This is a genomic window from Gilliamella sp. LMG 34360, assembly GCF_984568995.1.
In genome coordinates, this window is the sequence record NZ_OZ474900.1 from 131,642 (window position 1) to 150,227 (window position 18,586).

Genomic DNA, 18,586 nt, shown 5'->3' on the forward strand with positions numbered 1-18,586 from the left:
TAGTCCCATCCTACCAAAAATACGTTATACTGTTAAGCTATTACAGAAACAGTTATCATTTGTGAGAAAAGGAATAACCGAATATGTCTACGGAATTACTTGCCTTGCGCGATAAAATTGATGAAGTCGATAAATCAATTTTATCTTTAATTAATAAACGATTAGCTTTAGTCGCCGAAGTTGGCGATGTTAAAAGCAAACACGGTATTCCTATTTACGATCCTAAACGTGAAGCAGAAATGTTAGCCCAAAGACGAAAAGAGGCTGAAAATATTGGGGTATCATCTGCTTTAATTGAAGATATATTACGCCGTTTAATGCGTGAATCATACATAAGTGAAAATGACAAAGGTTTTAAAAAGGTCTATACCAGTTCAGGTTCTATCGTTATCGTTGGAGGTAATGGACAAATGGGTAGATTGTTTGCTCGTTTGTTCACCCTGTCTGGTTACCATGTTAAAACTTTAGGTTCTAAAACTATGCATCAAGCAGCCGAAATAGTCGCTGATGCAGCGGCTGTGATTGTGACCGTACCGATTAACAAAACTTGCGAAATCATCGATCAATTACCTCCATTGCCTAAGGATTGTATCTTAACCGATTTTACCTCAATAAAAGTCAAACCGCTTGAAGCTATGCTCAAAAAGCATCCTGGCCCTGTCGTTGGACTGCATCCAATGTTTGGTCCTGATGTGCCAAATTTAGCAAAACAGATTATTGTCTATTGTGAAGGGCGTGAGCCAGCTAAATATCAATGGTTAATTGAACAAATGCGTATTTGGGGAGCCAATTTATGTGCAATTGATGCCAAAGAGCATGATAAATGCATGTCATTTATTCAAGCTTTACGCCATTTTACCTCTTTTTCATATGGCGTAAATTTACAGCGAGAACAAGCCGATTTAGAACAACTGATTGCGTTATCATCCCCTATTTACCGACTAGAATTAATGATGGTAGGCAGATTGTTTGCACAAGATCCTGTACTTTATGCCGATATTATTATGGCATCTGATGATAATATTGAATTAATCAAACGTTATTATCAATGTTTTGGAGAAATGGTGAAATTAATTGAGCAACGCGACAAAGTAAAATTTATTGAGAATTTTAATAATGTCACCGAATGGTTTGGTAATTATGCTCAGCGCTTTATTAAAGAAAGTCAGGTTTTACTAAAATTTGCTAATGATAATCGGGAATGATTTTATACTCAAACGTATAGTTAACCTCAAACTTTTTTACAAAAAAGTTTATAAACAATACGTCTAGTTAAAATAATTTTTAAATTACGATTTTATACTTAAGAAGTAGACCAACAATGAAATTTAGTGTGAGGGAATAAAATGTCTAATCGAAAATATTTTGGCACTGATGGGATTCGAGGCAAAGTTGGAGAGTACCCTATCACACCAGATTTTGCGCTTAAGCTAGGGTGGGCAGCAGGTCGTATACTTGCTAAAGATGGGGTAAAAAAAGTATTAATTGGTAAAGATACCCGTATTTCTGGTTATATGCTTGAATCAGCACTTGAAGCGGGATTTGCTTCGGCTGGTGTTGCTACTGCATTTACTGGTCCCATGCCAACTCCAGCTATTGCATATTTAACACGAACATTTAGAGCTGATGCCGGCGTTGTTATTTCAGCATCACATAATCCATTTTATGATAATGGTATTAAATTTTTTTCGACCGAAGGCAAGAAACTCGATGATGCAATCGAATTAGAAATTGAAGCTCAGCTTGAAAAAGAGATCGACTGCGTTGAATCCATACAACTCGGACGTGCAAGCCGAATTACCGATGCGGCAGGTCGTTACATTGAATTCTGTAAAAGCACCTTTGATCATGATTTGAGTTTAGCCAGTTTAAAAATAGTCGTCGATTGTGCTAACGGCGCCACTTATCACATCGCTCCTAAAGTTTTACGTGAACTTGGTGCAGATGTGATAAAGATAGGCTGTGACCCCGATGGCGTTAACATCAATGATAATTGTGGTGCAACAGATATTAGAGCATTGGCCAAATGCGTTATTGATGAAAAAGCCGATTTAGGATTTGCCTTAGATGGCGATGGTGATCGCATTATCATGGTTGATCATAAAGGGCGTAAAATTGATGGTGATTTAATTATTTATATTATTGCTCGTGAAGCATTAAGACAAGGTCAATTAAAAGGTGGCGTTGTTGGCACATTAATGAGTAATATGGGACTTGAAATCGCACTTAAAAATTTGGGTATTCAATTTGTACGCGCTAAAGTTGGTGATCGTTATGTACTTGAAAAAATGCTTGAAAAAAATTGGCGCTTAGGTGCTGAAAACTCTGGTCACGTTTTATTATTAGATAAAACTACCACTGGTGATGGTATTATTGCGGGTTTACAAGTATTAGCCGCAATGGTACGCAATAACATGTCATTAGCTGATTTATGTAGTGGCATGGCCATGATGCCACAAGTATTAATCAATGTTCGATTTGCTGAAAAACACGATCCATTAACAAACCCCGATGTCAAATTAGCTATTGAACAAGCCGAAAAACAACTTGGTATTCATGGACGTGTTTTGATTCGTAAATCAGGAACAGAACCACTTATTCGCGTCATGGTTGAAGGTATTGATGCTGCTGAAGTACAAAAACTGGCAGAACAAATCGCTGAAGCAGTTAAAGCATCAAATTAGCTTATTTTATCCCTATTAATTTGGCGATTAATAGGGGATTATTTCTACTAAAGTGACATTATAAAGTTGCTATTCTTTACACAAATTTAGTAAAAAGTGTCTAAATTCTTAATTTTGTTAATCAAAGGTTGACTTATTATAGGCAATTAGGTTTAAAATAGTAGCTTCGAATTATTACAGCGATTGCTTATATCTTTATTGAAAAGGGATGTAAGCAGTATTTTTAAATTTTAGGAATAAGGTAAGAGGGTTTTATGTCAGTTTCCTCTCCAGCTTCACCACAAGCTTATATCAAGCATCATCTTGAGAACTTGCAAGTAGGTTCTGGTTTTTGGACCTTTAATCTGGACTCGTTGTTCTTTTCAATTGTACTTGGTGTTATCTTTTTATGGATATTTCATCGCGTAGCTAAAAAAGCTACCAGTGGTGTACCAAGTAAATTGCAATGTGCAGTAGAAATGCTCTTTGAATTTGTTAATAACACCGTTAAAGACATGTTCACTGGTCAAAATAAACTCATTGCACCGTTAGCCTTAACTGTGTTTACTTGGGTATTTTTGATGAACTTAATGGATCTCATTCCAGTAGACTTTTTACCTTACGCTGCACAATATTTAGGTCTTTCGCATCTAAGAGTCGTCCCTTCTGCAGATGTCAGTATCACAATGTCAATGTCATTAGGCGTATTTATTCTTATCATAATCTATTCAATTAAATACAAAGGTATTTCTGGATTTATTAAAGAATATACACTTCATCCTTTTAATCATTGGGCATTTGCGCCAATCAATTTAATCCTTGAACTTGTTAGCTTATTGGCTAAACCAGTTTCTTTAGGACTTCGACTTTTCGGTAATATGTATGCTGGTGAACTTATCTTTATCTTAATTGCTGCACTATTACCTTGGTGGTCACAATGGGTACTATCGTTACCTTGGGCCATATTCCATATTTTAATTATTACCTTACAAGCTTTTATTTTTATGGTGTTGACGATCGTCTATTTAGCAATGGCATCGGCAACGGAAGATCACTAATTTCAATATTTTTTTGATAATAAACTGGAGTATATAATGGATAGTATGTTATTTGTAGCCGCGGGCATAATGATGGGATTAGCTGCAATTGGTGGTGCAGTTGGTATTGGATTACTAGGTGGTAAATTCCTAGAAGGTGCCGCTCGTCAACCTGAATTAATGCCTATGTTACGTACCCAATTCTTTATCGTTATGGGCTTAGTTGATGCAATTCCAATGATCTGTGTGGGTATTGCACTTTATGTTATTTTTGCTGTTGCCGGTTAATAAACTTTTAAGAGGAATCGTCTCATGAATATGAACGCAACTCTCCTCGGCCAAGCAATTACATTTGTATTGTTTGTTTGGTTCTGCATGAAGTTTATTTGGCCACCTGTTATTAATGCGATTGAAAAACGCCAAAAAGAGATAGCAGACGGTCTTGCTTCAGCAGAAACAGCAAAAAAAGATTTGGAATTAGCCAAAGCAAATACATCTGACATAATGCAACAGGCTAAGGTAGAGGCTAATGCAATTATTGAGCAAGCAAACAAACGCAAAGCTATCATTCTTGAAGAAGCACAACAAGAAGCGATCCGCGAAAAAGAACGTATTGTTGCTCAAGGACTTGCCGAAGTAGAAGCTGAACGCAAACGCGCTAGAGAAGAGCTTAAACAACAAGTCGCTACACTCGCTATTGCCGGTGCAGAAAAAATTATTGAACGTTCTGTTAATGAAGCCGCAAATAGCGACATCATTGATAAACTCGTAGCTGAATTATAAGGAGAATAGAGCAATGGCTGACTTAATTACAATTGCTCGTCCTTATGCTAAAGCCGCTTTTGATTTTGCGGTAGAAAGAAACAGCATCGAATCATGGCATAAAATGTTGGTATTAACTTCTCAAGTAAGCAAAGATGCACAAGTAAGAAGTATTCTAACATCTGATATGAAAACTGATTCGGTGGCTAATTTACTCATCAACATCTGTAAAGATGTATTAGATGAGTTTAGCACTAATTTTATTAAAGTTATGGCTGAAAACAAACGATTATCACTTCTTCCTGAAGTTTTAACTTTGTTTGAACAATATTGTTTAGATAAAGATGCTCAAGCAGATGTTGATGTCATTTCGGCTAATGAGCTAACTAGCGAACAACTTAATAAAATTTCTATCGCTGTCGAAAAACGTTTATCACGAAAAGTAAAACTAAAATGTCATATAGATAAATCGCTCATTTCTGGTTTTATTATTCGTACGGGCGATATGGTTATTGATAGTAGTATCAGAGGGCGTTTAAATCGTTTAAATGACGCTCTACAGTCTTAAGGGGACTGATAATGCAGCTAAATTCAACTGAAATAAGTGAACTAATTAAAGAGCGGATAGCTCAGTTCAATATTGTGAGTGATGCTCACAATGAAGGAACCATCATCTCAGTAAGTGATGGTATTCTTCGAATTCACGGATTAACCGATGTAATGCAAGGCGAAATGATTGCATTACCTGGTAATCGATATGCAATGGCATTAAACCTAGAACGAGACTCAGTCGGTGCGGTGGTTATGGGACCATACGAAGACTTATCGGAAGGGATGAAAGTACAATGTACTGGCCGTATTTTACAGGTACCCGTTGGTGAAGGCTTATTAGGTCGTGTTATCAATACACTTGGTGAACCTATCGATGGCAAAGGCTCAATTCAACATGATGGATTTTCGCCAGTTGAAGTTGTCGCACCAGGTGTTATCGAGCGTCAATCAGTCGATCAAGCATTACAAACAGGTTATAAAGCCGTCGACTCAATGATTCCAATTGGTCGTGGTCAGCGTGAACTTATTATCGGTGACCGTCAAACAGGTAAAACAGCATTAGCAATCGATGCAATCATTAACCAACGTGATTCGGGTGTAAAATGTATCTATGTAGCAATTGGCCAAAAACAGTCAACTATTGCAAACGTAGTACGTAAACTTGAAGAACATGGTGCATTAAAAAATACTATCGTTGTTGTAGCTTCAGCATCTGAATCAGCTGCATTACAATATTTAGCACCTTACGCGGGTTGTGCCATGGGTGAATACTTCCGCGATCGTGGTCAAGATGCATTAATTGTTTATGATGATCTATCTAAACAAGCGGTTGCTTACCGTCAAATTTCGTTATTACTTCGTCGTCCACCTGGACGTGAAGCATATCCTGGTGATGTATTCTATCTTCATTCTCGTTTACTTGAACGTGCAGCTCGTGTTAACGAAGCTTATGTTGAAGAATTTACTAAAGGCGAAGTAAAAGGTAAAACAGGTTCATTAACGGCATTACCGATTATCGAAACACAAGCTGGTGACGTATCGGCATTCGTACCAACTAACGTAATTTCAATTACTGATGGTCAGATCTTCCTTGAAACTAGCCTATTTAACTCAGGTATTCGCCCTGCGGTTAACCCGGGTATTTCGGTTTCTCGTGTTGGTGGTGCGGCACAAACCAAAATAATGAAAAAATTATCAGGTGGTATTCGTACGGCACTTGCACAATATCGTGAATTAGCTGCGTTCTCACAATTTGCTTCTGACTTAGATGAAGCAACAAGAAACCAATTAAGTCATGGTGAAAAAGTAACTGAATTATTGAAACAAAAGCAATACTCTCCTATGACTGTTGCTGAGCAATCAATTGTACTTTACGCTGCTGAACGTGGTTATCTTGAAGATGTAGAACTCGCTAAAGTATTACCATTTGAAACGGCACTCCTTGCTTATGCCCATAGTCAATATGCTGATTTTGTCAAACAAATCGACGAAACGGGTAATTACAATGATGAGATTGAAAGTAAGTTAAAAGAATTACTTGAAAGCTTTAAATCAACTCAAACTTGGTAAGGGTGAGGTAAAAAATGGCTAATGCAAAAGAGATTAGAACAAAAATTGCCAGTATCCAAAGTACGCAAAAGATCACTAAAGCGATGGAAATGGTTGCCAATTCTAAAATGCGTAAAACGCAAGATAGAATGGCAGCAAGTCGTCCATATGCTGAAATGATTCGTGAAGTAATTGGACATTTAGCGTTAGCTCAGATAGGCGCCAAGCATCCTTATTTAGAAGAAAGAGATGTAAAGCGAGTTGGCTATCTTATCATTTCAACCGATCGTGGTTTATGCGGTGGTTTAAATATCAATCTTTTCAAAACTGTCATTGCTGATATGTCAGCATGGCAGGAAAAAAATGTTGAAGCTGATGTTGCTTTAATTGGTTCTCGGGGTGTTTCATTTTTCTCATCAGTAAAAACAAACATCTTAACACAAGTCACGAATTTAGGTGATGAACCAACTTTATCCGATTTAATTGGACCGGTAAAAACAATGCTTGAGGCATATGACAAAGGTAATATTGATAAATTATATATTGTTACTAATAAATTTATTAATACTATGTCGCAAAAACCAACAATACAGCAATTATTACCATTACCACCATCAGAAGATAAAGCACTTAAAGCTTCATCGTGGGATTATATTTATGAGCCAGATGCTAAATCACTATTAGATGTGATTTTACGTCGTTATATTGAATCACAAGTCTATCAAGCTGTGGTTGACAATCTAGCGAGTGAACAAGCGGCAAGAATGGTGGCCATGAAAGCAGCAACAGATAACGGTGCAAACCTAATTAATGAATTACAAATTGTGTATAACAAAGCACGTCAAGGTGCTATCACAAATGAATTGATTGATATTGTATCCGGTGCAGCCGCTGTTTCAGGTTAGTGCTAAATATTGGCTTATAGTTAAGAAAAAGACGTAGAGGATTAAAAATGGCTACTGGAAAGATTGTCCAGATCATCGGTGCGGTGGTTGATGTCGAATTCCCAGAAGATGCAGTACCGAAGGTATATGATGCATTAGAAGTGGAAACTGGCACTGAAAAATTAGTTCTGGAAGTTCAGCAACAATTAGGTGGTGGCGTTGTCTGTTGTATCGCAATGGGATCATCTGATGGTTTAAGACGTGGACTTAAAGTAGTAAACACAGGTCACGGTATTGAAGTACCCGTAGGTACTAAAACACTTGGTCGTATTATGAACGTACTAGGTGATCCTGTTGATAAAGCAGGTCCAATTGGTGAGGAAGAGCGTTGGGCAATTCATCGCGCAGCACCAACTTATGAAGAACTCGCTAACTCAACTGAGTTACTTGAAACAGGTATCAAAGTTATCGACTTAATTTGTCCATTTGCTAAAGGTGGTAAAGTTGGTCTATTCGGCGGTGCGGGTGTGGGTAAAACCGTTAATATGATGGAATTAATCCGTAACATCGCTATTGAACACTCTGGTTACTCAGTGTTTACTGGGGTGGGTGAACGTACCCGTGAAGGTAATGACTTCTATCATGAGATGAAAGAATCAAACGTACTTGATAAAGTATCGTTAGTATATGGTCAGATGAATGAGCCACCAGGAAACCGTCTACGCGTAGCGTTAACTGGTTTAACCATGGCTGAAAAATTCCGAGACGAAGGTAAAGACGTATTATTATTCATTGATAATATTTACCGTTATACCTTAGCAGGTACTGAAGTATCTGCATTATTAGGTCGTATGCCATCTGCGGTAGGTTACCAACCAACATTAGCAGAAGAGATGGGCTTATTACAAGAACGTATCACTTCAACTAAAACAGGTTCAATCACCTCAATTCAGGCGGTATATGTACCTGCCGATGACTTGACTGACCCATCGCCAGCAACCACCTTTGCTCACTTAGATGCAACAATCGTATTGAGTCGTCAAATCGCCTCATTAGGTATCTATCCTGCGGTGGATCCATTAGATTCAACCAGCCGTCAATTAGATCCACTTGTTGTTGGTCAAGAACACTATGATTGTGCTCGTGGCGTTCAGTCAATTTTACAACGCTATCAAGAATTAAAAGATATTATCGCAATTCTTGGTATGGATGAATTATCAGAAGATGATAAATTAACCGTTGCACGTGCACGTAAAATTCAACGATTCTTATCTCAACCATTCTTCGTTGCAGAAGTATTTACAGGATCTCCTGGTAAATATGTACCATTGAAAGATACCATCAGTGCTTTTAAAGGAATTATGAACGGTGACTATGACCACATTCCTGAACAAGCATTCTATATGGTTGGTTCAATCGACGAAGCAATTGAGAAAGCTAAATCTCTCTAAGAGATTCATTGAACGGAGATAGTATTATGGCACTAACTTCCTATCAATTAGAAGTTGTTAGTGCTGAATCTCACCTGTTTTCGGGTGATGTTCAGCGAATCAGAGTCACAGGTCAAGAAGGTGAACTTGGGATCTATCCAGGTCACACTCCTCTACTTACAATGATTAAACCGGGTATGGTAGGTATTGTAAAAGCGGATGGTGAAGAAGAGTTTATCTACCTTTCTGGTGGCGTCTTAGAAGTTCAACCCAACATCGTCACAATCTTAGCCGATACGGCAATTCGTGGTGAAGACTTAGACGAAGCCAGGGCACAAGAAGCAGTCAGACAAGCAAAAGAACATATTAATCACCCAAGTGATGATATGACATTTGCTCAAGCATCGGCTGAACTATCAAAAGCTTTGGCAAAAATTCGTGTTATTGAATTAACTCGTCGCATGGGTCAATAAAAAATACGTTAATTACTAGATAAACCCATAAAAGGTTACAACTTAATAAATTGTAACCTTTTTAATTTTTACTTAACTGTTTTTTTAACTACTTATTTGAAAAATAATTCTATCTAAAAATCACGATTTTTTATCTCAAAAATATTCTTTAACATTTTTTTAAAATCTATTTGGATTTTATAAAATTATTTAGCTATAAAAATGCACAACCTAATCGTAGCTAGATTTATTTATAACAATCAGCGATAATCTGACTAATTATATTAATATTAATGTAACTATGTTTACTATTTATCATTCAAATCAAGTCGATTTACTCAAGTCCCTAGTCAGTGAATTAATGCGCAGAGACCCCATAGAACAGGTTTTTACGCCCGATATGATAATTGTACAAAGCCAAGGTATGGCACAGTGGTTACAAATTGAATTGGCCAACGATCTTGGTATTCTTGCCAATGTCGATTTTCCTTTTCCCAGTCAATTTATTTGGCAAATATATCAAACCCTTTTACCGGATTCACCAACTGAAAATGACTATGACGTTGAATCAATGAGTTGGCGTTTATACTATTTATTGCCTAAGATCATTGAACGACCTGAATTTGAGACAATCAAACATTATCTAAATATTGATAAAGAAGAACGCAAAAACTATCAATTAGCAACGCGGATAGCACGATTATTTGACCAATATTTGGTATACCGTCCTGATTGGTTAGCAAAATGGGAAGCCAATCAAACCGTAAGTGAATTAAATCATCATCCTGATGAAATTTGGCAAGCAGAATTATGGCGGCAACTTATTTCAATCAGCCTACCCTATCACCGAGCCAATATTTATCAGCAAATATTAGATATTTTGTTAGATAAAGACTTTGATCGTTTACGGTTAAATTCTTTACCTAAACGAGTTTATATTTTTGGGATTACTTCTCTTCCACCTATTTATCTGTCATTACTCTCAGCACTTGGTCAACACATCGATGTGCATTTGATGTTTAACAATCCTTGTAAATGGTACTGGGGCGATATTGTTGAAAAACAACTATCCGATATTTTAAATACTCCCGATAAAATCCCTAATCCATTATTAACTTCGTGGGGAAAATTAGGCCGCGACAATTTATTTTTATTGCAAGAATTTAATAGTAAACAGGATATTGAGGCATTTGTTGATCAAGAACGGACATGTCTATTGCACGCAATTCAGCAAGATATTTTAGAGCTTTATCAAAATGATTTAAACGATAAACAAATTGATGATTCTGATAAATCTATCTCATTCCATGCTTGCCATAGTGAACAACGGGAAGTCGAAGTATTATACGATTATCTATTATCTGTTTTTGATGAAAACCCCGATCTTGAACTACGCGACTGTATTGTTATGGTTTCAGATATTGATCGCTATGTACCTTATATTCGTGCTGTCTTTGGCAATGCCAGTAATGAACGCTATTTACCTTTTACCATTTCTGATCAAAAAGCTCGCAATATTGATCCCATCGTACAAGGTTTTTTTGCTATTTTAAACTTCCCAAACAGTCGATTCACCGCAGAAGAGTTATTTAATTTACTGGAAATTCCAGCCGTAGCTGAAAAATTTTCCATAAATGAATCACAATTAATATTACTGCGAACTTGGATTATTGAGTCTGGTATCCGCTTTGGTCTTGAAAGTGCACACAGCTGGTTATTTGGCCTTGAACGGTTATTGCTGGGTTATACCATGAATAGTGAACAAGGTGGATGGTTACAAATTTTACCTTATGATGGTGCAACAGGATTAGATGCGGAACTTATTGGTCAATTAGCTGAGTTTATTAAAGTTGTCCGTAAATGGTTTACGATTTTAAATGAAGAAAAATCATTGTCTGATTGGCAAGGTTGTTGCCTTGAATTAATTAATGATTTTTTTATGCACAATCAGCAACGCGATGCTATTTTATTAATGATAGAAGATGAATGGCAACAATTAATTAATAGTGGTTTAACAGCTCAGTTTACCGACCTTATTTCAATCACTGTTTTACATGATGCAATGCAGGCACGTTTAGAACAAAATCATTTAGCACACCGTTTTTTAGTGGGTAAAATCAATTTTTGTACTATGATGCCTATGCGATCCATTCCATTTAAAGTAGTTTGTTTGCTAGGTATGAATGATGGTGACTACCCAAGAACGTCACTACCGCTGGATTTTGATTTAATCGCCAAATACCCAAGACGAGGCGATCGTAGCCGTCGAACCGATGATCGCTATCTATTTTTAGAAGCTATTTTATCCACACAATATCAGCTATACATCAGTTATGTCGGGCGGGATATAAAAGATAATAGCGAACGTTACCCATCAGTACTGGTTGATGAACTTTGGGAATATATTGTTCAATATTATGGTAAATCAACCAAAAGTTTAGAAAAAAATCTCAATTTTTTAAGAGTGTTGCATACCAGAACGCCATTTAATCCTCTAAATTTTTTACAAGAGCCGAAAAGTTATGCTGATGAGTGGTTACCGGCTGCATTGAAAAAAGGGGAAAGCCAAACATTTATTAGTCAAATACCCGCTATAAGTGTCGATTATATTAATCTTGATGAATTAAAACGATTCTTTCAGCACTCTATTCGGTTATTTTTACAAAAACGATTTAATTTTTATGTCAGTTACCTTGATGATACTTTACCTGATGCCGAAAACTTTAATCTTGATAGCTTAAAACGTTATCAACTTAATGTGCAAATTTTAAATCATTTAATTACTCAAACCGCCCAAGATTCAGAGGCTCTGTATCAACAATTAAGATTAACGGGTGAATTACCTGATGGCGCTTTTGGTGAGATCATTTATGATGAACAAACTGAAGCAATGCAATCTTTAGCAGATAAAATCCGTCAAGAACGGTTAGAGATGACCAGCGAGGAAGTCAATTTAACAATTGACACAAATAAGCAATATTACCCACTTCAGGGGTGGTTAACACATGTACAAGCCGATGGCATTTTAACTTGGCGCCCATCAAAGCTCTCAATTCGTGATGGTATCTCATTATGGATAGATCATTTGGTTTATTGTATTTTATACCCTGAGAAAGTTGATAACCAAAGCCGTATTTACGGTCGTGATGAACAAGAATGGCGATTTTCGCATTTAGAAGCCAACGAGGCATTAACTTACTTAACCTCATTAGTTGAAGGATTTTTGCAAGGTATCAATCAACCTTTATTAATGCCAATCCAAAGTGCATGGAGTTGGTTAACTTCGGCTTATAATAAAAAAACTGGTGAAATTGTTGCTAGTGATAGAGCTAAAAGTCAGCTTATAAATACTTGGCAAGGTGGAGCTTTTCAATCACCCGAGAGCGACAGTTACTATGAACGTTTGTATCCTGAATTAACCGATGAACTGATAGAACAGATCATCCATTTTGCTAAGCAATTTTTACTACCAATTTTATTACATCAAGTAACAGTAGAATAGGAGGCATTATGTTTATAGATACGCATTGCCATTTCAATTTCCCTGCTTTTGTTACAGATTTAAACAACTCAATAAGTCGTATTCAACAAGCTAAAATTGCCAGTTTAATTATACCTGCTGTATCAGTAGATCATTTCAGCCAAATTCTGAAACTAACTGAACAGTATGATGAACTTTATGCTGCGCTGGGCTTACACCCTATCTATCAACATTCCCATGCTGATCTTGAAAAATTATCGGATATCGTTAGTACTTCTCCTAACAAATTAGTTGCCATTGGCGAAATCGGCTTAGACCGTTATGACATTTCCGTTGATTGGCAACAGCAACTTACTTTTTTTCGAGCTCAACTGGCTTTAGCTAAACGTTATGAATTACCTGTTTTAATTCATTCTCGCAAAACTCATGATGTTATCTATCATGAATTACATCAAGCTAATTTACCTTGTCGTGGGGTGATCCATGGTTTTTCTGGTAGCTATCAACAAGCAATGCAATTTATTAATTTAGGCTATTATATTGGTGTAGGTGGCGTAATAAGTTACGCAAGAGCAAATAAAACTCGCCATACCATTGCAAAGTTACCTCTCGAAAGCCTAGTATTAGAAACCGATGCCCCCGATATGCCTTTAAGTGGTCGACAAGGGCAAATAAATCGACCAGAAAACATTGTCGATATTTTTAATATTCTTTGTCAATTACGTCCTGAAAATTCTAAACAAATCGCTAGAACGATCCTAACAAATACCTTGACGCTATTTAACAGAATTAATAAAATGAAAATCCAAAACCAAATACACTATTAACCATTTAATTATTAATAGTTTAATAAGCCACAAGGTGGTGCTTTATGTCTCAACGTCATAGTCAGCTTTTTGTGCAATCCATCATTTCACTTACTCGATTATTTCCGTTATGGGCAATTCTTTGTGCAATAATCGCCTATTTTTCACCAAATACATTCGTTCCAGTACAACCACATACATCACACTTATTGATGTTTGTAATGTTTACTATGGGGGTAACGTTAAGTATTAATGACTTTAAAAGAGTTGTGACTAAGCCTAAAGCAGTTATAATTTGTACCCTACTGCATTACATTGTTATGCCACTTACCGCTTTAATCTTATCTAAGTTATTTACTATGCGACCAGAGTTATTAGTAGGGATGGTTCTAGTTGGTAGCGTAGCGAGTGGAACTGCCTCCAACGTGATGATTTATCTAGCTAAAGGTGATGTAGCATTGTCAGTGACCATTTCGTCGGTTTCAACCCTTGTTGGTGTAGTGGTTACCCCGATTCTTACGCTTTTACTCGTTGGTACAACTGTTGAAGTTCCTGTTTGGAATATGTTAGTGCATATTATCCAAATTGTTCTAATTCCTATTATTCTAGGCTTGATTGTCCACCACTTCTTACATTCAATTGTAAAAAAATGCGAACGATTTTTACCATTGATGTCAATGATCTGTATTTTATTAATTATCTGTATTGTTGTCGCTGGTAGTCATGATCTAATTGGCCAAGTTGGTATAACAGTTATTTTTGCTGTGATTATTCATAATGGCATTGGTTTACTAGGTGGTTATTGGGGAGGAAAATTATTTGGCTTCGATGAATCAACTTGTCGAACTATGTCATTAGAGGTAGGCATGCAAAACTCCGCATTAGCCGCTACTCTAGGCACTACTTATTTTTCAGCCCTATCAGCACTACCTGCTGCCGTATTTTCTGTTTGGCACAATATTTCAGGTTCGATTTTGGCTGGTTATTGGCAAGGGAAACCCGTTAAAAATAAGAAAAAATCTAACAATTAATCGTGAATATTGTAAAATAGAATTCATTCACTCTCTTACGCATTAATCATGCGTAGGAGAGTATGACCTTAGGATTTACTATGATCCTTCTCTCCCCAGCATATCAATCAATTTTAGGCTGAAAAAATGAATAGCGAATTACAGTTACCGCCCTTTGTTTATCGAATATTACCTTGGATTGCCGCATTTGCATTTTTTATGCAATCACTTGATACCTCAATTTTAAATACTGCTCTGCCAACTATGGCTAAAGACCTTAATGAATCACCTTTGAACATGCAATCAGCAGTAATATGTTATGCGCTAACATTGGCATTATTTATTCCAGTAAGTGGTTTTTTATCGGATAAATTCGGCACACGAAATATTTTTGTGATGGCCGTATCACTTTTTACCTTAGGATCATTGCTTTGTGCTTTGTCCAATTCATTAGTTTTTTTAGATATATCAAGGGTGATTCAAGGTATTGGTGGTTCAATGATGGTACCTGTTTCACGCTTGGTTTTGATTAAAGCATTCAAACGTAATGAGTTCTTAGCAGCGTTAAACACAGCAACAATTCCGGGGTTAATCGGCCCAGTACTAGGGCCGGTTTTAGGTGGCTACCTTGTTGATATGGTTAGTTGGCACTGGATCTTTTTTATTAATTTACCCATTGGTATTATTGGGGTAATGATTAGCTTAAGATATATGCCGAACATAAAAGGCGAACATATACCTTTTGATTCATTTGGATTTATATTTATCGTTATTACTTTTATTAGTGCAACCCTTAGTGTTGAATGTTTAAATCAAGGTCAACAATATTATTTACCTCTGACTCTCGCTGTCATTAGCCTTGCTTTTTTATTTATTTATCGCAACTATGCAAAAAAGAAACAAGCCGCCTTATTTCCACTCTCTTTATTTGATATACGAACATTTAAAATAGGAATTATTGGTAATTTAGTTTGTCGATTAGGTATTTCTGGTGTGCCTTTTCTTATTCCTTTATTTCTACAAGTTGGATTCGGTTATTCGGCAATTTTTGCTGGTATGATGCTAATGCCAATGGCAATCGCATCAATCTGTACAAGGTTCTTTATTACTCGGATTCTTGGTCGTTTAGGCTATCGTTTCGTGCTAATAGCAAATACTATTTTGGCAGGAATTTTAATCCTTTTAATGTCGTTATTAAACTTAAGTACCCCACTTTTGATATTAGGGATTTTGCTATTTTGTATTGGTGGCGTCAATTCAATGCAATTTACTTCAATGAACAGTATAACGCTGGCAAATTTACAAGGAGAAAGCACAAGTAGTGGCAATAGTTTGATGGCCGTCAATCAACAGTTGGCGATCAGTTTTGGTACTGGTTTTGGTGCTTTATTGGTAAGATTATTTGGTTACACAACAACGACTATTCACGCTTTTCAATTAACCTTTGTTATACTGGGTATTGTGACCATGCTATCAAGCATGATTTTTGCTCAATTGAAAAAACAAGATGGTGAGAATTTAACGGCTCGGCATTAAGCGACAAGGAGATAACAATTATGTTTCAATATCAAATCATTCCAGTAACGGATTTTCAAGAAAACTGCAGTATTGTTTGGTGTGATGAAACAAATGAGGCTGCCTTTATTGATCCCGGTGGAGAGCCAGAATTACTCAAAAAAGCAGTTGAAAAACTCGGGGTTAATATCAAACAAATTTTATTAACACACGGGCATTTAGATCATGTTGGCGTAGCTGCTGAATTAGCTAAACACTATGATGTCAAAATCATTGGTCCTAGCCAAGAAGATGAGTTCTTATTTACGGCCTTACCACAACAATCTATGCAATTTGGTTTTCCTTATACCGAAAGTTTTTTACCTGATCGTTGGTTAAAAGAGAACGATAAAATTCAGATTGGCAATATCTCGCTTGATGTCCTGTTTTGCCCTGGTCACACTCCTGGACATATTGTATTTATCAATGTAAAAGATAAAATTGCTTTTGTTGGGGATGTTCTTTTCAAAAACAGTATTGGACGAACAGACTTTCCTCGCGGGAATCATGCCGATCTCATCTCATCAATTACCCATAAACTATTTCCTCTTGGCGATGACTTTATATTTGTTCCCGGTCATGGTCCAATGTCAAGTTTTGGAAATGAAAGAATGACCAATCCTTTCTTAGTTTAATTAAAAATGTTGAAAACAATAATGTAAACTTTTTCTAATCAAAATGGTTTACATTATAAATTTTTGTATTATTATGGCACTACTGTTTATTTTTTAATGGTAGAAAATAATGAAACAACAATTAACAACATATTACCCTACATTCATTAACACGCTGTTTAATTTATCATCTTGGCAACGCAAATTATGTACAACCACCAGTGCAGCACTATTGCTAGGCCTTGCGGCGAATATCAGCATTCCCACTTACCCAGTACCTTTTAGTTTACAATCTTTAGGTGTTTTACTGATTGGTGCTTGTCTAGGTCGTAAACTAGGTGCATTAGCGATTCTCCAATATCTGTTTTTAGGTGCGCTCGGTTTACCAATGTTTGCTAATGGTAGTGGTGGATTTATGGCGCTAGTATCGCCTTCTGCTGGTTACTTATATGGGTATGCATTCAGTGCTTATATCGCCGGATTTGCTGCTGAAAAAGGTTATGATCGTCGCTTTCTTTTAGGATTAATCGCCTTTGCTTGCGCTCATCAATTAATCTTTGTATTTGGTGTAACTTATTTAATGGGTTATTTTCATATTTCACTTACCGAAGCATTACAAGTGGGTTATTTACCTTTCGTTGGTGTTGATGCGCTCAAGTTTATCATTGCGACTTGTGTTATGTTTTCATTATGGCGTTATCACGCGAAAAAACATCAATAAAGATGCAAATTGGCGATATCATTTTTCAATCTCAGAATGAGGAAAGCGAATTTAATAAGGCAATTACTCATTCTGGTTCTCTGCCTAGTTCAAACGATATAATTAATCAAATAAGCCATGTCGGCTTATATATCGGCAATGATCTGGTGATTGAGGCGACCCAAAAGCATGGAGTAATCAAGCAACCACTTAAATCTTTTTTAGACTCCGCCCAATATAATGTGGTTGCAACAATTGGCGATAACCTTGTTATTAAAAATGCATTAATTCGTGTTCAAGACTGTTTAGGATTGCCCTATAACCACAGTTTTCGTTCGGATGCCAAAGGGTTTTACTGTAGTCAACTTATTACTTATGCTTTTAAGTATGAATCAGGTAAAGACTATTTTAAACTCTATCCTATGAATTTTAAGAATTTAACCACTGACCAGATTCTCCCCTATTGGATCAATTATTATCGAGAATTAAAACAACCGATCCCTCAAGGAGAGCTCGGCTCACATCCACAACAGCTATTAAGACAAAAAGAACTATTTAAGACAATCCTGACACTCAAATAATATTAAATAACAATAATAAGTTAAAAATTGAACAAAAAAGAAATTTTAGATAATTAACTATTGACATAACGCCATTAAATCTATAATATGCGCGCTACATTTCGGTTCCTCCATAGTTCAGTCGGTAGAACGGCGGACTGTTAATCCGTATGTCACAGGTTCAAGTCCTGTTGGAGGAGCCAACTTCTCACATCATTTTATCTGCCATAAAAACGCCAAATTTCAATTATCATTTAGTATTATTCTAATTTTACATTATTAATAAATTTCTTAAAAAATCATAAATAAAAATTACTTAACCCATACCATAATTACATTTATTCAATGTTATCTTAAATGAATACAGTGATTGGGAAAGAACGTGTCTTTCAACCTTCTTGAACAAAATACTCGTTAGCTTATAAAAATAACTTCTAATTTGACGTTAAAAAATAGATGGATCTCGATAATTTATGTTTTTATCAGTTTTGTGCTCAATATGGCAATCTTTTTATTTAATCTACCCCAAATAC

17 protein-coding genes and 1 tRNA gene are annotated in these 18,586 nt (G+C 36.3%); all 18 read left to right on the plus strand.

Annotation, left to right across the window (positions count from 1 at the left end; genetic code table 11):
• The first annotated feature begins 83 nt into the window (after positions 1–83).
• Positions 84–1,205, plus strand: coding sequence for a bifunctional chorismate mutase/prephenate dehydrogenase (tyrA, locus tag AC5LW9_RS00680; protein WP_493456126.1), 1,122 nt, complete (start codon positions 84–86; stop codon positions 1,203–1,205).
• Positions 1,206–1,346: 141 nt separating this feature from the next.
• Entirely contained in the window at positions 1,347–2,684 is a 1,338-nt protein-coding gene (glmM, locus tag AC5LW9_RS00685; RefSeq protein WP_493456127.1) for a phosphoglucosamine mutase, read from the plus strand.
• Between the two features lie 254 nt (positions 2,685–2,938).
• On the plus strand, positions 2,939–3,721 hold the full coding sequence (gene atpB, locus AC5LW9_RS00690) for a F0F1 ATP synthase subunit A (protein ID WP_025314347.1): 783 nt from the start codon (positions 2,939–2,941) through the stop codon (positions 3,719–3,721).
• A gap of 36 nt (positions 3,722–3,757) precedes the next feature.
• On the plus strand, positions 3,758–3,988 hold the full coding sequence (gene atpE, locus AC5LW9_RS00695; protein ID WP_034901511.1) for a F0F1 ATP synthase subunit C: 231 nt from the start codon (positions 3,758–3,760) through the stop codon (positions 3,986–3,988).
• Positions 3,989–4,012: 24 nt separating this feature from the next.
• Entirely contained in the window at positions 4,013–4,483 is a 471-nt protein-coding gene (atpF, locus tag AC5LW9_RS00700) for a F0F1 ATP synthase subunit B (RefSeq protein ID WP_065603189.1), read from the plus strand.
• Positions 4,484–4,496: 13 nt separating this feature from the next.
• Positions 4,497–5,030 (plus strand): F0F1 ATP synthase subunit delta, encoded by a 534-nt coding sequence (atpH, locus tag AC5LW9_RS00705; protein ID WP_025314344.1) that lies wholly within the window; start codon positions 4,497–4,499, stop codon positions 5,028–5,030.
• Between the two features lie 11 nt (positions 5,031–5,041).
• Entirely contained in the window at positions 5,042–6,583 is a 1,542-nt protein-coding gene (gene atpA, locus AC5LW9_RS00710; protein WP_086325972.1) for a F0F1 ATP synthase subunit alpha, read from the plus strand.
• A 14-nt stretch (positions 6,584–6,597) separates the two neighbouring features.
• A complete protein-coding gene (gene atpG / locus AC5LW9_RS00715; RefSeq protein ID WP_025314342.1) occupies positions 6,598–7,467 on the plus strand; it encodes a F0F1 ATP synthase subunit gamma in 870 nt (289 codons plus the stop codon).
• A gap of 47 nt (positions 7,468–7,514) precedes the next feature.
• The gene (gene atpD / locus AC5LW9_RS00720) at positions 7,515–8,897 is read left to right on the plus strand and encodes a F0F1 ATP synthase subunit beta (protein ID WP_025314341.1); all 1,383 of its coding nucleotides are present in this window, start codon (positions 7,515–7,517) and stop codon (positions 8,895–8,897) included.
• A gap of 26 nt (positions 8,898–8,923) precedes the next feature.
• Entirely contained in the window at positions 8,924–9,349 is a 426-nt protein-coding gene (locus AC5LW9_RS00725) for a F0F1 ATP synthase subunit epsilon (protein WP_039128292.1), read from the plus strand.
• A 280-nt stretch (positions 9,350–9,629) separates the two neighbouring features.
• Positions 9,630–12,830, plus strand: coding sequence for an exodeoxyribonuclease V subunit gamma (recC, locus tag AC5LW9_RS00730; RefSeq protein WP_493456128.1), 3,201 nt, complete (start codon positions 9,630–9,632; stop codon positions 12,828–12,830).
• Between the two features lie 8 nt (positions 12,831–12,838).
• The gene (locus tag AC5LW9_RS00735; protein WP_411577946.1) at positions 12,839–13,636 is read left to right on the plus strand and encodes a TatD family hydrolase; all 798 of its coding nucleotides are present in this window, start codon (positions 12,839–12,841) and stop codon (positions 13,634–13,636) included.
• 44 nt (positions 13,637–13,680) lie between these two features.
• Positions 13,681–14,646, plus strand: coding sequence for a ketopantoate/pantoate/pantothenate transporter PanS (gene panS / locus AC5LW9_RS00740; protein ID WP_086326245.1), 966 nt, complete (start codon positions 13,681–13,683; stop codon positions 14,644–14,646).
• A gap of 126 nt (positions 14,647–14,772) precedes the next feature.
• Positions 14,773–16,161 (plus strand): MFS transporter, encoded by a 1,389-nt coding sequence (locus tag AC5LW9_RS00745; RefSeq protein WP_493456129.1) that lies wholly within the window; start codon positions 14,773–14,775, stop codon positions 16,159–16,161.
• A 20-nt stretch (positions 16,162–16,181) separates the two neighbouring features.
• Complete coding sequence (locus AC5LW9_RS00750; RefSeq protein WP_411577943.1) at positions 16,182–16,814, plus strand: MBL fold metallo-hydrolase; 633 nt, start codon at positions 16,182–16,184, stop codon at positions 16,812–16,814.
• A gap of 109 nt (positions 16,815–16,923) precedes the next feature.
• A complete protein-coding gene (locus tag AC5LW9_RS00755; RefSeq protein ID WP_086326248.1) occupies positions 16,924–17,514 on the plus strand; it encodes a biotin transporter BioY in 591 nt (196 codons plus the stop codon).
• Positions 17,484–18,074, plus strand: coding sequence for a YiiX/YebB-like N1pC/P60 family cysteine hydrolase (locus AC5LW9_RS00760; protein ID WP_334320518.1), 591 nt, complete (start codon positions 17,484–17,486; stop codon positions 18,072–18,074). The genes AC5LW9_RS00755 and AC5LW9_RS00760 overlap by 31 nt, the downstream gene beginning before the upstream one ends.
• Before the next feature lie 106 nt (positions 18,075–18,180).
• Positions 18,181–18,256 (plus strand) — tRNA-Asn (locus tag AC5LW9_RS00765).
• Positions 18,257–18,586 lie beyond the last annotated feature (330 nt).

Coding starts and splice junctions, on each gene's coding strand:
- tyrA (WP_493456126.1), top strand. CDS start 84: ATGTCTACGGAATTACTTGCCTTGCGCGATAAAATTGATGAAGTCGAT.
- glmM (WP_493456127.1), top strand. CDS start 1,347: ATGTCTAATCGAAAATATTTTGGCACTGATGGGATTCGAGGCAAAGTT.
- atpB (WP_025314347.1), top strand. CDS start 2,939: ATGTCAGTTTCCTCTCCAGCTTCACCACAAGCTTATATCAAGCATCAT.
- atpE (WP_034901511.1), top strand. CDS start 3,758: ATGGATAGTATGTTATTTGTAGCCGCGGGCATAATGATGGGATTAGCT.
- atpF (WP_065603189.1), top strand. CDS start 4,013: ATGAATATGAACGCAACTCTCCTCGGCCAAGCAATTACATTTGTATTG.
- atpH (WP_025314344.1), top strand. CDS start 4,497: ATGGCTGACTTAATTACAATTGCTCGTCCTTATGCTAAAGCCGCTTTT.
- atpA (WP_086325972.1), top strand. CDS start 5,042: ATGCAGCTAAATTCAACTGAAATAAGTGAACTAATTAAAGAGCGGATA.
- atpG (WP_025314342.1), top strand. CDS start 6,598: ATGGCTAATGCAAAAGAGATTAGAACAAAAATTGCCAGTATCCAAAGT.
- atpD (WP_025314341.1), top strand. CDS start 7,515: ATGGCTACTGGAAAGATTGTCCAGATCATCGGTGCGGTGGTTGATGTC.
- AC5LW9_RS00725 (WP_039128292.1), top strand. CDS start 8,924: ATGGCACTAACTTCCTATCAATTAGAAGTTGTTAGTGCTGAATCTCAC.
- recC (WP_493456128.1), top strand. CDS start 9,630: ATGTTTACTATTTATCATTCAAATCAAGTCGATTTACTCAAGTCCCTA.
- AC5LW9_RS00735 (WP_411577946.1), top strand. CDS start 12,839: ATGTTTATAGATACGCATTGCCATTTCAATTTCCCTGCTTTTGTTACA.
- panS (WP_086326245.1), top strand. CDS start 13,681: ATGTCTCAACGTCATAGTCAGCTTTTTGTGCAATCCATCATTTCACTT.
- AC5LW9_RS00745 (WP_493456129.1), top strand. CDS start 14,773: ATGAATAGCGAATTACAGTTACCGCCCTTTGTTTATCGAATATTACCT.
- AC5LW9_RS00750 (WP_411577943.1), top strand. CDS start 16,182: ATGTTTCAATATCAAATCATTCCAGTAACGGATTTTCAAGAAAACTGC.
- AC5LW9_RS00755 (WP_086326248.1), top strand. CDS start 16,924: ATGAAACAACAATTAACAACATATTACCCTACATTCATTAACACGCTG.
- AC5LW9_RS00760 (WP_334320518.1), top strand. CDS start 17,484: ATGGCGTTATCACGCGAAAAAACATCAATAAAGATGCAAATTGGCGAT.